14 protein-coding genes are annotated in these 15260 nt (G+C 69.5%); 10 read left to right on the top strand and 4 right to left on the bottom strand.

Annotated elements, in window-relative coordinates:
• Positions 1-67 precede the first annotated feature (67 nt).
• Positions 68-970 (bottom strand): MBL fold metallo-hydrolase, encoded by a 903-nt coding sequence (locus BM228_RS15750; RefSeq protein ID WP_092042153.1) that lies wholly within the window; start codon positions 968-970, stop codon positions 68-70.
• 258 nt (positions 971-1228) lie between these two features.
• On the opposite strand from BM228_RS15750, the gene BM228_RS15745 reads away from it, so the two are divergent.
• The 4 genes from BM228_RS15745 to BM228_RS15730 all read left to right on the top strand — a co-directional run bounded on the left by BM228_RS15745 (position 1229) and on the right by BM228_RS15730 (position 4287).
• On the top strand, positions 1229-1894 hold the full coding sequence (locus tag BM228_RS15745; protein WP_092042151.1) for an SCO family protein: 666 nt from the start codon (positions 1229-1231) through the stop codon (positions 1892-1894).
• Positions 1895-1988: 94 nt separating this feature from the next.
• Entirely contained in the window at positions 1989-3578 is a 1590-nt protein-coding gene (locus BM228_RS15740) for an OpgD/OpgG family glucan biosynthesis protein (protein ID WP_092042149.1), read from the top strand.
• A 102-nt stretch (positions 3579-3680) separates the two neighbouring features.
• Positions 3681-3911 carry a hypothetical protein gene (locus tag BM228_RS15735; RefSeq protein ID WP_092042148.1) on the top strand — a complete coding sequence of 77 codons (231 nt, stop codon included), beginning with the start codon at positions 3681-3683 and terminating at the stop codon, positions 3909-3911.
• A 4-nt stretch (positions 3912-3915) separates the two neighbouring features.
• Complete coding sequence (locus tag BM228_RS15730; RefSeq protein ID WP_092042146.1) at positions 3916-4287, top strand: hypothetical protein; 372 nt, start codon at positions 3916-3918, stop codon at positions 4285-4287.
• Between the two features lie 9 nt (positions 4288-4296).
• Here the strand turns inward: BM228_RS15730 and BM228_RS15725 are convergent, their stop codons facing one another.
• A complete protein-coding gene (locus tag BM228_RS15725; RefSeq protein WP_092042281.1) occupies positions 4297-4575 on the bottom strand; it encodes a DUF6894 family protein in 279 nt (92 codons plus the stop codon).
• Positions 4576-4930: 355 nt separating this feature from the next.
• Between BM228_RS15725 and BM228_RS15720 the strand changes: the two genes are divergently transcribed.
• From BM228_RS15720 to glmU, 3 genes are all read left to right on the top strand, one after another.
• Complete coding sequence (locus tag BM228_RS15720) at positions 4931-5641, top strand: Crp/Fnr family transcriptional regulator (protein WP_092042145.1); 711 nt, start codon at positions 4931-4933, stop codon at positions 5639-5641.
• A 347-nt stretch (positions 5642-5988) separates the two neighbouring features.
• Positions 5989-7566 (top strand): RNA polymerase factor sigma-54, encoded by a 1578-nt coding sequence (gene rpoN, locus BM228_RS15715; protein ID WP_092042143.1) that lies wholly within the window; start codon positions 5989-5991, stop codon positions 7564-7566.
• 78 nt (positions 7567-7644) lie between these two features.
• Entirely contained in the window at positions 7645-9021 is a 1377-nt protein-coding gene (gene glmU / locus BM228_RS15710) for a bifunctional UDP-N-acetylglucosamine diphosphorylase/glucosamine-1-phosphate N-acetyltransferase GlmU (RefSeq protein WP_092042142.1), read from the top strand.
• 146 nt (positions 9022-9167) lie between these two features.
• Here glmU and BM228_RS15705 read toward each other — a convergent pair whose 3' ends face one another.
• Entirely contained in the window at positions 9168-9695 is a 528-nt protein-coding gene (locus BM228_RS15705) for a DUF2306 domain-containing protein (protein ID WP_208612044.1), read from the bottom strand.
• A 347-nt stretch (positions 9696-10042) separates the two neighbouring features.
• Here BM228_RS15705 and panS point away from each other — a divergent pair, with 347 nt between their 5' ends.
• From panS to BM228_RS15690, 3 genes are all read left to right on the top strand, one after another.
• Positions 10043-10975, top strand: a complete 933-nt coding sequence (gene panS / locus BM228_RS15700) for a ketopantoate/pantoate/pantothenate transporter PanS (protein WP_092042140.1) — start codon at positions 10043-10045, stop codon at positions 10973-10975.
• A 170-nt stretch (positions 10976-11145) separates the two neighbouring features.
• Positions 11146-12972 carry a glutamine--fructose-6-phosphate transaminase (isomerizing) gene (glmS, locus tag BM228_RS15695; protein WP_092042139.1) on the top strand — a complete coding sequence of 609 codons (1827 nt, stop codon included), beginning with the start codon at positions 11146-11148 and terminating at the stop codon, positions 12970-12972.
• A 15-nt stretch (positions 12973-12987) separates the two neighbouring features.
• Positions 12988-14148 (top strand): M20 family metallopeptidase, encoded by a 1161-nt coding sequence (locus BM228_RS15690; protein WP_092042137.1) that lies wholly within the window; start codon positions 12988-12990, stop codon positions 14146-14148.
• Between the two features lie 23 nt (positions 14149-14171).
• On the opposite strand, the gene BM228_RS15685 is transcribed toward BM228_RS15690, so the two are convergent.
• Positions 14172-15167 carry an aldo/keto reductase gene (locus BM228_RS15685; protein ID WP_092042136.1) on the bottom strand — a complete coding sequence of 332 codons (996 nt, stop codon included), beginning with the start codon at positions 15165-15167 and terminating at the stop codon, positions 14172-14174.
• Positions 15168-15260: the final 93 nt, after the last annotated feature.

Raw genomic sequence — 15260 nt, 5'->3', positions numbered from 1 at the left:
AAGGCTTCGCTCCGCTACGCCACCTCAGGATGAGGTCGAGAAGAGGAAAGACCGGTCAAACAGGCTCTCAGTCCGGCAGCGCGTAGGCCGAGCCGTCCGCGGCCCGCAGCGGTGCCTCCACGTAGCGCCCGTGCTTCGGCACCGCGACCCGGTCGAAATCCGCGGCCAGAGCTTGGAGCGCCCGGCGCATTTCGGCGCCCTGGAGCGGGCGGCCGTGGCCGGTGATGACGCGCTCGGGTTCGAGGGCGGCGAGCGCCCGAACCGAGTCGCGCGCCGCGCCCCAATCGATCGTCAGATACATCGGCGGCCCGTGCAGTTCCGGCTCCTGCAACGCCACCGCGTAGGCCGATTCCTGCGCCGTGGTGACGAAGGCATCGCCGACGATCAGGGTGCGGTCGGACTCGCGCCAGAACGAGACATGGCCCGGCGCGTGGCCGGGCGTGTGGATCCAGCGCCAGCCGGCCATCGGCGGCACGGAGCCGTCTTCCGGCAGGAGCTGCAGGCGCGCGGATACGTCGACCGGTTTCGTCGGGAAGAGCGGCGACAGGCGGCCCAGTAAGCCACCGCCGACGCTGGGATCGGGAGCCGGGTAAGCCGCGCTGCCGTCGAGATAGGGCCGCTCCAGCGCGTGCGCGAAGACCGGGACGTCCCACTCTTCGGCGAGGTCCTCCAGCACGCCGACATGATCGAAATGGCCGTGGGTCAGCACGATCGCGGAAGGCCGCGCGCCCGCGCCGAACCGTTTTTCGGCGGCCGCCGTGATCGCGCCCTTGCCGCCCATCACGCCGGCATCGACCAGCACCCAGCCGCGGTCGCCGGCCCCGGGCTCCCCGACGAACACGGCGTTGACCAGAACGAGCCGCCGATAGGCGACGTCGCCAGTGATCGCGTGGGTGGAATCATCGCGCTCGGCATCGCGCACCGGATCGTCGGCGCGGGCCTTCGGGTCGACGGGGATCTGCTGGGCCATGCGGGGCGGCTTCCATGCGGGTTGCCCGAGGAAGCCGGCCTCGGCCGAGCCCGCTCAGGTCGTTGCGGCGGCAGAGGTTTTGCCGCTGCGGCGACGGCCCCTCCGGCGTGGAAGGCTGCGGCCGCTGGTCTACCGCCAACCGGGCTCGTAGAAGCATGTTCCCCGCGGATCCGGGGGGCCGCCTCGCCGCAGCGGCATCGCGCGTCGCGATCCCGACCCCATATCGTCGCCATCGACGCTCCCGTCGCAGGTCCCAGCATGGCACCGAGCCCGCTCACCCTCATCGCGTCCGCCGCCATCGTCGCCCTGGTCGCCACCGGGACGGGGGCGATCGTCCTGCAGCAGGGCTCGCACTTCAGCCATCCGCGCCGGGTCGGCGGCAGCTTCGCCATGGCGGATCTCGACGGCAAGCCGGTGAGCCAGGCCGACCTGCTCGGCAAGCCGGCGGCCCTGTTCTTCGGCTTCACCCACTGTCCGGAGGTCTGCCCGACGACGCTCACGACGCTGTCCGGCGCGCTCGGCCGAATGGGCCGCGACGCCGAGCGCATCAACGTCGTGTTCGTCACCCTGGACCCGGAACGCGACACCCCCGAGAGCCTGCGGGAGTACCTGACCGCTTTCGATCCGCGGATCCGCGGCTTCGTCGGGACGCCCGAGCAGGTGGCCCGCATGGCCGACGCCTACCACGTCGCCTACAAGCGCGTGCCGGTCCCGGGCGGCGACTACACGATGGAGCATTCCGCCACCGTCGGGCTGTTCGACAAGACCGGCCGCATGGTCGGGGAGATCGGCTACGGCGAGGACGAGGACCGCACTCTATCCAAGCTGATCACCCTGGCGCTGCCGGGCCAGTGCGCCCCCGGGGGCGGCGCCGCGCTCTGGGAGACCAACGGTCCCACCAACGCCTGCGGCCCACGAAGCTGAACCTCGGCCGACTCCGCGATCAATTGTGTGGTCAGGCAAGCGTGACTAGAGGGCGGGGCGGGTCATCGGACCGGCGATTCCCGGAGGTTCGAGCTTGATCACGCGACGCGCCCTGACTGCTGTGGGCCTGCTGGCCCTCTCGCCCCTTGCGCGCCCGGCCCTTGCCGCGTCCGGCGGCCCGCGCCTGGACCCGCCGGAGCCGATGGATTTCGAGCGCCTGAAGGGACTGGCCCGCACCCTGCGCGACCGGCCCTACGCGCCGCCCCCGGAGGCGCCGGCCTCGCCGGCCCTGGACGCCCTGACCTACGGGCCCCTTCAAGAGATCCGCTACCCACCGGCGCACGCGCTGTTCCCGGAAAGCCCGTACCCGGTCACCTTCTTCCACCTGGGCAACTTCTTCCGGCATCCGGTGAAGATCTTCTCGCTCGAGGGCGGCCAGGCCCGCCAGGTGCTGTATTCGCGCGATCTCTTCGCCTACCCGCCCGGCAATCCCGGCACGAATCTGCCCGACGGCTCCGGCTTTGCCGGCGTCCGCTTTCAGAAGGTCCCGGCCGACCAGCCCGGCGCCGACGGCGACTGGCTGGCCTTCCTCGGCGCCTCATATTTCCGCGCCGCCGGCGACGGGGCGCAATACGGCGCCTCGGCCCGGGGCATCGCCATCGATACGGCGCCGGGACCGGGCAAGACGGAGGAATTCCCGGTCTTCACCCGCTTCTACGTGTCGCCCGCCTCGGACGGGGCGGTCACCATCCTGGCGCTGCTCGAAGGCCAGAGCCTCACCGGCGCCTACCGGTTCACCGCCCGGAAGGAGCCGCACGTGGTGATCGACGTCGCCTGCACGCTCTACATCCGCAAGGCGGTCGAGCGGTTCGGCGTCGCGCCGCTGACCTCGATGCTCTGGTATTCCGAGGGGATGAGCCGGTTCCTCGCCAGCGACTGGCGGCCCGAGGTGCACGATTCCGACGGGCTGCTGATGCAGACCGGCGCCGGAGAGTTGATCTGGCGCCCGCTCAACAACCCGCCGCGCCTCAGCGTCAGCGCCTTCGCGGACAAGTCACCGAAGGGGTTCGGCCTGCTCCAGCGCGACCGGGCCTTCGACACCTACATCGACGACGGTTTCGAGGAGAACCGCCCGCATATCTGGGTCGAGCCGCAGGGCGATTGGGGAGCGGGCAGCGTGCAGCTCGTCGAGATCCCGACCCACCAGGAGACCGACGACAATATCGGCGCGATGTGGGTGCCGTCCGATCCGCCGGGCGCCGGGGCCGAGCGCAGCTTCGCCTACCGCCTGCACTGGCCGGTGACCGAGCCAGTCGCCACCAATCTCGCCCGCTGCGTCGCCACCCGGGCGACCAAGGCGTCCTGGCTCTCCGAGGCGGACCGGCGCCCGGGCCGGGCGAACCTCGTGCGCCAGTTCGTCCTGGAATTCGAGGGCGCGGCGCTGGCGGGTCTCGATCCCGAGAAGGCCCTGGTGGCTCTGACGCTATCGCGCGGCAGCGCCGAGGAGGTCGGCGCGACCTGGGCGCCCTACGGCAAGCCGAGCCCCTGGCGGGTCTTCCTGAAGATTTTTGCGGACGGCCCCGAGCCGGTCGAGATGCGGCTCAAGTTGAAAAGCGGCGACAGGCTGCTCTCCGAGACCTGGGCCTACCAGTACTATCCGGAGGCGCCCGGGACGGTGCTGTAAGGCGAAAGGCCTCTGCGGCGCATTGCCGGCGCGGGGCGGCCGTCCTTACAAGGCTCTTCTGGGACGGCACCGCGCCGTCCCGTCCTCGCATCCGAGGCCGTCATGAACGGCGAACCACCGCCCGGCCTCAACCTACCCGAGGCCTTGACCCGGCTGCTGAAGGCACCTCGGAGCGCGATCTGGCCGACGCCCGAGGATAGGCATCGCCTGCGCCTCGGCCGCCAGCGGCCCCGCGAGCCGAGCCGGGCCGTGATGGGCGTCTGGATCTGGGCGATCCTGTACAACGTGATCGGCTTCGCGATCCTCGCGACCCTGTGGCGGACGATGCACTGACCCGATGACAACACCCGAGCCGACTTACTCCCGCATCCTCTGTGCCGTCCTGACCGCGCTGCCTCTGCTGGCCGCACCGGCAGCAGCGCAGGCGCCGGAAAGCGCCCTGAACGCGGATGACGGCACCGGGGCCGTAAAAGTCTGCGCGCCGGTGGCGATGCCGCGCTGGCGCTCGATGAGCCCGGTCCCGAAGACCTGGACATTCCTGGATTGCATGGGCTTCTCGGGGGAGATGGGCGCCAGCCATTTCCAGCTCGGCTGCCTGTTCGCCAACGTCACGCCGCATGCGCAAAAATACGCCTGGGGGCCGATGGTGGCGATCGAGAAGGCGGCGCTCGCCAAACCGCAGCCGCCGATGCCCAATTGCGGCTGGTAAGGCGTCGGATCAGCCCCGACCGGCCAGGCTGTCCGGCCAGTCCAGCACAAGGGTGAGGTGAGCCCGGAAGACGATCGCGCCGTCCTCGTTCCGCACCTGCGCCTCCAAGTGAAGGCCGATCAGATCGGATGCCGAGGGCGCCCTCTGCTTGACCCGGAGCGAGTCGTTGGCGACCTCCACCAAGGCTTCCGCGGCGGATCGACAGGCCTCGTGACGGCCGCAGAACTCAAGGCCTTCCTCGCCCCGGGAAAGCACTTCGTCTTCGATGAAATCGGTGAAATAGCGCACGGCACACCGCATCCGGGGGCAAACGAGTTACTAGCCGCATCGGATCGTTACTGTCGCTAACTTGGGTCAAGGCATCCTGCGCCATCGCTGCGCGGGGCGGAACGTTGTTCGGCGGATCACAGCGTGGCCGCGAAGCGTCCACCGTGGATATCAAATCTGTTTCCAGCGTTGAGCCAGAACAGATTTGATACGACGGCGGCCCATCGTCTGAAAGCGTACATAGACCCTGGGGAAGCTCAATTTCACTTGTGGTCGGCCTGTGGCCGTTTACCCCGACTCCAACGTGAGCAGACACGCTTGAGCGCCGATGACCGAAAGAGCGTCCGCGCCCTAGCCCCGACTTTGGAGCGGAGCCTTGGATCGACCGAAGCAGGAGGGCGTCCGCAATCGTCTGCTCCGTCTCATGGCACCCGATGATTTCGCCCGCCTCGCGCCCGCGCTGGAATCCGTCTCCGTGCCGTTGCGCGAGCTGCTGATCCTGCCGCTCGAGCCGATCACCTACGCGTATTTCGTCGAGGAAGGCATCGTGTCGCTGGTCGCCGACACGGTCGAGGGCCGGATCGAGATCGGTGTCGTCGGCTATGAAGGGATGTGCGGCGCGCCGCTCGTGCTGGGGACGGACCGCACGCCGCACACGGCCCTGGTCCAATCCGATCTCGTTGCGCTGCGGCTCCCTGCGGCGGCCCTTCAGGCGGCGCTGGCCGAGAGCCCGGCCCTGCGCAGCCTGCTCGGGCGCTACGTGCAGAGCCTGATCGTCCAGGTCGGGCATACGGTCTACGCCAACACGGATCTGACCATCGAGGCACGGCTCGCCCGGTGGATCCTGATGACCCATGACCGGCTGCAGAAGGACGAGCTGATCCTCACGCACGAATTCCTGGCGATGATGCTGGGCGTGCGGCGTCCCGGCGTCACGACGGCGACGCATGTGCTGGAGGGATCGGGCATGATCCGGGCCCGGCGCGGCCGAATCATCGTCACCGACCGCGACAAGCTGGAAGACCTGGCCGGAGACGCCTACGGGCCGGCCGAAGCCGAGTACGATCGGCTTTTCGCCCAGGACTGATGCACCGGCGATCGAGACCCCGCCCGACATTGCGGGACCGCTCCACGATGGGCATGCTGACCGGCACGGAATCGGCGTGATTCCGTCTGGACTGGCTGCACCGGACCGTCAGCGGCGGACGCGAAGCGTTTCTTAAAGCCCGGGCCCCAAACTGAGCGAAGAACCGGTGTGGCCGGCGCACCACGCGCGCACCCTGTTCGGGCATTTGCCAACACCGATGCGCGTCGACGCACTTTGACGTGGGTTAGAGATCGGTTTACAGGTGATGAGGCGCGACAAGCAATAACCATGCCGCAAGCAACGTAGCTCGGCTGGTCAATCACGCTGAAAGGGCATCGGGGCCTCTGATGAGTTTGGTGCAACGGCTGGAAGTGCGTCAGGGCCAGGCCCTGGTGATGACGCCGCAGCTCCTGCAAGCGATCAAACTCCTGCAATTGTCGCAACTCGATCTCGCCGCCTATGTCGAGGCCGAGCTGGAGCGCAATCCACTGCTGGAACGCGCCGAATCCGAGGGTTCCGCGACCGCCGACTCCGCCGAGGCGAACGGTCCGTCCGACGAGGCCGCCTCCGGCGACGGCTCCGATGGCGCCGAGTCCGACTCCTGGCTTGCCCCTGAACTCAACCCGAGCCGCGGCGAGATCGAGACCGATTTCGATACCCGGCTCGACAACGTCTTCCCGGACGACGCCCCGACGCAGATCCAGGAATCCTCCGCGGGCGACATGCTCTCGCTGACGCCCCCGCCCTACGGCAGCAGCGGCGGCAGCTTCGATTCCGACGCGCCCGATTTCGAGGCCGCCCTGACGGCCGAGATCTCGCTCCGCGATCACCTCGCGAGCCAGCTCGACTTGGCGACCCGTGAGCCGATCGAGCGGCTGATCGGCGGCTTTCTGATCGACGCGGTCGACGAGGCCGGCTACCTGCGCGAGACCGTCGAGGGCGTGGCCGAGCGCCTCGGCGCCGAGGCCGCCACGGTGGCCCGGGTGCTGACCCTGGTCCAAAGCTTCGACCCGCCCGGCATCGCCGCCCGGGACCTCGCCGAGTGCCTGGCGATCCAGTTGCGCGAGCGCGACCGGTTTGATCCGGCCATGCAGGCCCTGGTCTCGCGCCTCGACCTCGTGGCCAAGCGCGACTTCAGCGCCCTGCGCCGCCTCTGCGGCGTGGACGACGAGGATCTCGTCGACATGCTGGGCGAGATCCGCCGGCTGGACCCGAAGCCCGGCCGGGCCTTCGGATCGAGCGGCGTCGAGGTGCTGATCCCCGACGTGTTCGTGCGCGCGGCGCCGGACGGGTCCTGGCTGGTGGAGCTCAACGGCGAGGCCCTGCCGCGCGTGCTGGTCAATCAGAGCTACTATGCGCGCGTCGTGCGCGGCGCCTCGGCCGAGGGTGACAAGGCCTTCCTCTCCGAGGCCCTGCAGAACGCCAACTGGCTCACCCGCTCCTTGGAGCAGCGCGCCCGCACGATCCTGAAGGTCGCCACCGAGATCGTCCGCCAGCAGGACGGGTTCTTCGTCCACGGCGTCACGCATCTGCGCCCGCTGAACCTCAAGACGGTGGCCGAGGCGATCGGCATGCATGAATCGACCGTGTCCCGGGTCACCTCCAACAAGGCGATCGGCACCAGCCGCGGCACCCTGGAGATGAAGTACTTCTTCACCGCGGCGATCCCGGGCGCGGCCGGCATGGCTGCCCATTCCTCCGAGGCCGTGCGCCACCGGATCAAGCAGTTGGTCGACGGCGAGACGCCGGACGACGTGCTGTCCGACGACGCCCTGGTGCAGAAGCTGCGCAGCGAGGGCGTCGACATCGCCCGCCGGACCGTGGCCAAATACCGGGAATCCCTGCGGATCCCGAGTTCGATCGAGCGCCGCCGGGAGCATTACGCCCACGGCTCGGCCCATCACGGGGCGCTGGCTCTGCGCTGAGATCCCCCGGAACGGTCTTGCGTCGCGGCGGCGTCCGGCCCATCCGGTGCGCGCCGAATCACGACGCCTGGACCCGCGATGACTCCTCCCGCCACGCCCCCGCGCAGCCTCACCGCCATCGTGCTCGCGGCCGGGAAGGGCACGCGGATGCGCTCGGACCTGCCGAAGGTGCTCCACCGGATCGCCGGGCGGACCATGCTCGGCCATGTGCTGGCCGCCGTGCAGGCGGCGGGCGCCGGCCGGATCGCCGTGGTCGCTGAGCCCGGCCGGGAGGATGTCGCCGCCGAGATCGCCCGGGAGGCACCGGGCGCGCAGGTGTTCCCGCAGGCCGAGCGCCTGGGCACCGCCCACGCGGTATTGGCCGCCCGGGCCGTGCTCGAAACCCCAGACGACGACGTGGTCATCGCCTTCGGCGACACGCCGCTGATCAGTGCCGAAACCTTTTTGAGACTCCGTGCGCCGCTGGCGAACGGCGCAGGCGTCGCCGTCCTGGCGTTCGAAAGCCCGAATCCGACCGGCTACGGCCGGGTGCTCACCGAGGGCAGCCGGGTCCTGGCGATCCGCGAGGAGAAGGATGCGAGCCCGGCCGAGCGGGCCGTGACCCTGTGCAATGCCGGCCTGATGGCCCTGTCGGGGCAACACGCGCTGATGCTGCTCGGGCGCATCGGCAACGACAACGCTGCCGGCGAATACTACCTCCCGGACGCGGTGGCGCTCGCCGTCGCAGAAGGTCTCTCGGTGACAGTCGTACCGGTGGACGAGGCGGAGGCGCAGGGGGTCAACGACCGGGTGCAGCTCGCAATCGCCGAGGCCGCGATCCAGGCCCGGCTGCGCCGCAGCGCCATGCTGGGCGGCGCCACGCTGATCGCACCCGAGACGGTGTTCCTCAGCCACGACACGATCCTCGGACGCGACGTGGTGGTGGAGCCCCTTGTCGTCTTCGGGCCGGGCGTCCGCGTCGGGGATTACTGCACGGTACGGGCCTTCGCCCACCTCACCGACACGTCCCTGGAGGCCAGCGTCAAAATCGGGCCGTTCGTGCGCCTGCGCGGCCATGCCGTCCTGGAGACGGGTGCGGAACTCGGCAACTTCGTTGAGTTGAAGAACGCCCGGATGGGCCCGGGCGCCAAGGCCGCGCATCTCACCTATCTCGGCGACGCGGAGATCGGGGCGAAGGCCAATATCGGCGCCGGCACGATCACCTGCAACTACGACGGCGTGCTCAAGCATCGGACCACGATCGGCGCCGGCGCCTTCATCGGCTCGAACTCGGCACTCGTCGCCCCGGTCACGATCGGGGAGGGCTCCTACGTGGCCTCCGGCTCGGTCATCACCGATGACGTGCCGGCGGACGCCATGGCGGTCGCCCGCGGCCGCCAGGCGGTGAAGCCGGGCTGGGCGAAGCTGAAACGGGCGGCTTTGCTTGCCGAGAAGGCTTTGCGCGGCGGGCGTTGAGTCCCGCGGATCCGGGGCCTGCGCTCGATCGTGCGATGATCGATTGCGACCCGTGTCGGTCGCCCGGCATTTTCGGCTCGGGGTGCCGACGGACCTGGGCTTTCCCCGGGGAAGCGGACGTTCCGTTTCCGCCTCAACTCGACTGATTAGGCAGAAAGCCAGCGGCCAAGCATGCGACCGAACGGGAACGTGAAAAACCCCGCGATCAAGAGAGCCCCCGTGATCAGCGACAACGCTGTGTAGCGATGGGAATCCACCCGATGCAGGCGGGCGTGCCAAGCCAGCATCGGAGCCTGGGTGAGTGCGATCACGGACAGGATGTGGATCGCACTCAGACCACCCTGGCTGCCGCCGCGGATGCCGAAGCTGAGCAGAGCCGTGGCGGTCATGGACACGACCCATGCATAACCGAGAATACGGTGTCTGCGCACGCCACGCCGCCCGAGGAGCAGCATCGGGGTGAGAGCAAGGGCCGCGGAAACCGTCACGATGTGTAGCCAAATCAGCGTCGGAACCCTGGTCCAGTCTGCATGGCCGCGAACGACTGCGACGAACACAGCCAAAAGCAACGTGAGCGAGCCATAGGCCAGTAATCGCTCAAAAAATGTTGTCTTAATTGACCGACTATGGACGCGCTCTATTGTCGCCGAAGTAACATCTGTCTCGGTTTTCATAGTGCTTCCACACCATCGGCCGGAGGTATGCTTAACCTATCTTTACCGACGGGCGTAGGGGTATTTGCGCTGGGCGCCGCTACGACCAAAGCATGCCGACCCATGGGCGATCCCGTAAGTCCGTTTCCAAAGTTAAAGAGGCCGTTCAGTTTCCGACCTTTGCCGGCCGTGCGAACAGGGGTCGGCCCGTCCCGATAGCCACCACTCGATTCGGCCGCGCCAGGATAACCGCCGGCGCCCCGGCAGGGAGAAGCTTGAACCGATAGCGATGCCTGCGGGCAGGCCTGCGCTTGACGCGCATCGGCACACCTGGGACACGGCCGCCTTCCCGGACATCGGCCCGCACGATGCTGCTCAACCGCTTGTTTCCCGTCTGCGCCGTCCTGGCCGCGGCCACGGCCTATTTTGCGCCGAACGTGTTCCTGCCGGTGCTCCCGCACGTCGCAATCCTGCTGGCCGTGATCATGTTCGCCCTCGGCGTGACGCTGACGCCCGCGGATTTCGGCCGTATCCTGGCCCGGCCCGCGCCGGTCGCGGCCGGCGTGGTCGTCCATTACCTCGTGATGCCCGCCGCCGCCTGGGCCATCGCCCACGCCCTCGGCATGAGCACGGAACTCACAACCGGCATGGTGCTGGTCGGCAGCGTCGCCAGCGGCACGAGCTCCACCCTGATGGTCTACATCGCCGGCGGCGATGTCGCCTTGTCGGTGACGGTCGCCGTAGCCTCGACGCTGGTGGGCCTCGTAGCGACGCCGCTCCTGGTGCGCTTCTACGTCGATGCCGCCGTGCCGGTGGATGTGGCGGGGCTCCTCGCCAGCCTTGTGGAGATCGTGGCCGCGCCGGTGGCCCTGGGGCTGGCGCTCAACCGACTCGCGCCGCGTCTCGTCGGGCGCATCGAGCGGGCTCTGCCCGCCGTGTCGATGATCGCCATCCTGCTGATCATCGGCGCCGTCGTGGCCGGAAGCCGGGCGAGCATCGCCGCGGTCGGGCCCCTCGTATTGCTGGCGGTGGTCCTGCACAACGGCGCCGGGCTGGTCTGCGGCTACTGGAGCGGGCGCCTGCTCGGCTTCGATGAGGGCACCTGCCGGACCCTGGCGCTGGAGGTCGGCATGCAGAATTCCGGCCTCGCGGCGGCGCTGGGCAAGCTCTATTTCTCACCATTGGCCGCCCTACCGGGGGCGGTATTCTCCGTGTGGCACAACCTGTCGGGCTCGGTCCTGGCCGGCCACTGGTCGGGCCGGAACCCGCCCATCGCCACGCGCGGGACCGCGCCTCTATAGTACACGTGCAGAGACGATCACCCGCGCAGCCACATCCATGGAGCCGGGGCTGGCCCTGCGCGGCCCTGATCCGGTACACGTCACGCTCGGCTCGGCGGTGAGCGAACGGCCCGGACCTTGCGCGGCCCGTCCGCGCGCGGCCACCCGGGCGTCAAAGCGAGAGACATCCCATGTGCGGCATCGTCGGCATCGTCGGGCGCGACGCGGTGGCGGGGCAGGTGGTCGAGGCCCTGCGGCGGCTCGAATACCGCGGCTACGACTCCGCCGGCATCGCCACCCTGGAGCACGGGCGCCTGGAGCGGCGCCGCGCCTCGGGCAAGCTCGTCAACCTGGAGGCCAAGCTCGTCCAGGAGCCGCTCACCGGGACCACCGGCATCGGCCACACCCGCTGGGCGACCCATGGCCGGCCCAACGAGACCAATGCCCATCCGCACGCCACCAAGCGCCTCGCCGTCGTCCATAACGGCATCATCGAGAATTTTCGCGAATTGAAGCACGAACTCGAAGCCGACGGTGTCGTCTTCGAGACCGAGACCGACACCGAGGTCGTGGCCCAGCTGGTCAGCCGAAACATGGACCGGCAGATGAGCCCGGTCGAGGCGGTCGCCGCCGCCCTGCCGCGGCTGCGCGGCGCCTTCGCGCTGGGCTTCATCTTCTCCGGGGAGGAGAATCTGCTGATCGGCGCCCGCCACGGCGCGCCGCTCGCAATCGGCTTCGGCCAGGGCGAGACCTATCTCGGCTCCGACGCCCTGGCGCTCGCTCCGTTCACCGACGCGATCACCTATCTCGATGAGGGCGACTGGGCGATCCTGACCCGGGACGGCGCCGAGATCCGCGACCAAGCCGGAGCCCGGGTCGAGCGCCCGCGCCAGAAGATCGCGACGCAGGCCTACCGGATCGACAAGGGCGAGTACCGCCACTTCATGGCGAAGGAGATTCACGAACAGCCCGAGGTGGTGGGCCGCACGCTCGCCCATTACGTCGACATGGCGAACGGCCGGGTGATGCTGCCCGAGGCTTTGCCCTTCGACTTCGCCAAGCTCAGCCGGGTCTACATCACCGCCTGCGGCACGGCGTTCTATGCCGGGCTTGTGGCGCGCTACTGGTTCGAGCAGGTCGCGCGCCTGCCGGTGGAGATCGATGTCGCCTCCGAGGCCCGCTACCGCGAGGCGCCCCTGGAGAAGGACGGTCTGACGCTCGTGATCTCGCAATCGGGCGAGACCGCCGACACCCTCGCCTCGCTCCGCTACGCCAAGAGCCAGGGCCAGCACACGCTCTGCGTCGTCAACGTGCCGACCTCGACCATCGCGCGGGAATCCTCCGTGGTGATGCCGACGCTCGCCGGCCCCGAGATCGGCGTCGCCTCGACCAAGGCGTTCTCCTGCCAGCTCACCGTGCTGCTGTGCCTCGCGATCGCGGCCGGCCGCGCCCGCGGCACCCTCGATGAGGCCGGAGAGCGCCGGCTGGTCGACGCGCTGATCAAGGCCCCGGGCCTGATGGCCGAGGCGCTGGCCCGCGAGCCGGAGATCGAGCTCCTGGCCCGGGACGTCGCGAAAGCCCGCGACGTGCTCTATCTCGGCCGCGGCACCAGCTACCCGATGGCGCTGGAAGGCGCACTGAAGCTCAAGGAGATCAGCTACATCCACGCCGAGGGCTACGCGGCGGGCGAGCTGAAGCACGGACCGATCGCGCTGATCGACGAGAGCGTGCCGGTGATCGTGATCGCGCCCCACGACGCGGTGTTCGAGAAGACGGTCTCCAACATGCAGGAGGTGGCCGCGCGCGGCGGGCGCATCGTGCTGATCGGCGACGCCAAGGGCGCGGCCGAGCACGGGCTCGACACCATGGCCACCGTGACCATGCCGGACCTCGACGCCACCGTGGCACCGATCGTGTACGCGGTACCGATCCAGCTGGTGGCCTACCACACCGCGGTGTTCATGGGGAAAGACGTGGACCAGCCCCGGAACCTCGCGAAGTCGGTCACCGTCGAGTAGCCACCGGGATCTGCGATGACCGAGAAAGATGCCGCTGCGATCCGCTGGCTCGAAGGGCAGAAGGGCGCGATGCTGGCCCTGCTCGAAGAGCTGGTGAACATCGATTCCGGCTCCTACGACAAGGCCGGGGTCGATGCGGTGGGCGCGCGCATCGCGTTCTTCCTGGCCGAGCACGGCGTCTCGGTCACCACCATCCCGATGGAGGATTACGGCGACGCGCTACGGGCGCAGGTCGCCGGGTCCGGGGGCGGCAACCGGCCAATCGTGCTGATGGGCCATCGCGACACCGTCTTTCCGAAGGGCGAGGTCGCCCACCGGCCGTTCCGGATCGCGGAGGGCCGCGCCTACGGGCCGGGCGTCGCCGACATGAAGGCCGGGCTGGTGATGAACGCCTTCGTGCTCGCCGCCTTCCACCGGGCCGGCGGCGCGCCGGTGCCGCTGGTCGGCCTATTCACCAGCGACGAGGAGATCGGCTCGCCCGCCTGCCGGCCGATCATCGAGGAGACCGCCCGGGGTGCCCGCGCGGTGCTGAACGCGGAGCCCGGCCGCCCGACCGGCAACGTCGTCACCGGCCGCAAGGGCGGCGTGTTCATGCACCTGGAGGTCCATGGCCGGGCCGCCCATTCCGGCGGCAATTATGCCGACGGGCGCAGCGCCATCGGGGAGCTCGCCCACAAGATCATCGCGCTCCACGCGATCACCGATCTCGACCGCGGGATCACGGTGAATATCGGGCTGATCTCGGGCGGCCAGTCGGTGAACACCGTGGCGCCGCGCGCCACCTGCGAGATCGACCTGCGCTACGTCACGCCGCCCGACCGCGACGCCGCCATGAGCCGGATCGCCGCGATCGTCTCGGATTCAACCGTGCCCGATACCCGGGCGCAACTGACCATCAAGGGCGAGTTCCTGCCGCTCGTGCAGGACGACGCCTCGCGCGCGCTGTTCGAGACCTACGCGCGGGTCAGCGCGCAGCACGGCGCCCGGATCGCGGGCGAGTTTGCCGGCGGCTGCGCGGATTCCGGCTTCACCGCCAGCGTCGGCTGCCCGACGCTCTGCGCGGTCGGACCGGTCGGCGGCAAGGCGCACTCGCCGGAGGAATATCTGGAGGTGGCGAGCCTCGTCTCACGGGCCCGCGCCATCGCCGAGACCATCGCGGCGGCCGCGAGGGCCTGAGCCGCCGCGGTTCCGGACTGCGATCAGCCCTCCACCAAAGCCAGCGCCGCGTCGGTGTAGCGACGTCCGCTGATCGCCCCGGGCGGCGTCGCCGCGTCGATGGCGGCGAGGTCGTCCGCGCTCAGCACGATCGCCGCCGCGGCGGCGTTCTCTTCGAGGTGCCGGATCTTGCGGGCACCCGGGATCGGCACGATGCCGTCGCCCCGGTGGAGCACCCAGGCCAGGGCGAGCTGCGCGGGCGTGACGGCCTTGTCGGCCGCCAGGTTCGCCAGCGCATCGATCAGCCTCTGGTTGGCCGCGAGGTTCTCCGCCTCGAAGCGCGGCAGGGTCCGGCGGAAATCGTCCTCGGCGAGGCTGCCGCGGTCGCGGATCGCCCCGGTGAGCAGGCCGCGGCCGAGGGGGCTGTAGGGCACGAAGCCGATGCCGAGCTCGGTGCAGGTCGGCAGCACGGCCGCCTCCGGCTCGCGGCTCCACAGGGAGTACTCGCTCTGCACCGCGGCGATCGGATGGACCGCGTGGGCGCGCCGGATCGTGGCCGCGCCGGCCTCGGACAGGCCAAGGGCGCGCACCTTCCCGGCGCGCACGAGATCGGCCATCGCGCCGACCGTGTCCTCGATCGGCACCGCGGGATCGACCCGGTGCTGGTAGAACAGGTCGATCACCTCGACGCCGAGTCGCTGCAGCGAGGCATCGCACACCGCGCGGACATGCTCGGGCCGGCTGTCGACGCCGATGATCCGGTCCCGGCCCTGGCCGGTCTCGGCGATCTTGAAGCCGAACTTGGTGGCGATGACGACCTGGTCGCGGACCGGCGCTAGGGCCTTCCCCACAAGCTTCTCGTTCTCGAACGGCCCATACATCTCGGCGGTGTCGAAGAAATTGATGCCGAGATCGACCGCCCGGCGGAGGGTGGCGATGGCCTCCGCTTCCGGCTGGCCGCCATAGGCGAAGCTCATGCCCATGCAGCCGAGGCCGAGGGCGGAAACGAAGAGTTCGGAACCGAGTCGACGCTGTTGCATGTGAGTCTCTCGTGAGGCCCCTGGTCGAAGCCGGTCGGACTCTGCACGGAGGCCGGCCCTAGGATAATCCGTGTTTTGCAGCGCAACCTGTCC

The organism is Methylobacterium pseudosasicola (assembly GCF_900114535.1).
Classification (GTDB): domain Bacteria; phylum Pseudomonadota; class Alphaproteobacteria; order Rhizobiales; family Beijerinckiaceae; genus Methylobacterium; species Methylobacterium pseudosasicola.
Note: the sequence above shows the minus strand (reverse complement) of the source record. Positions and strands in the feature narration are given on the sequence as shown.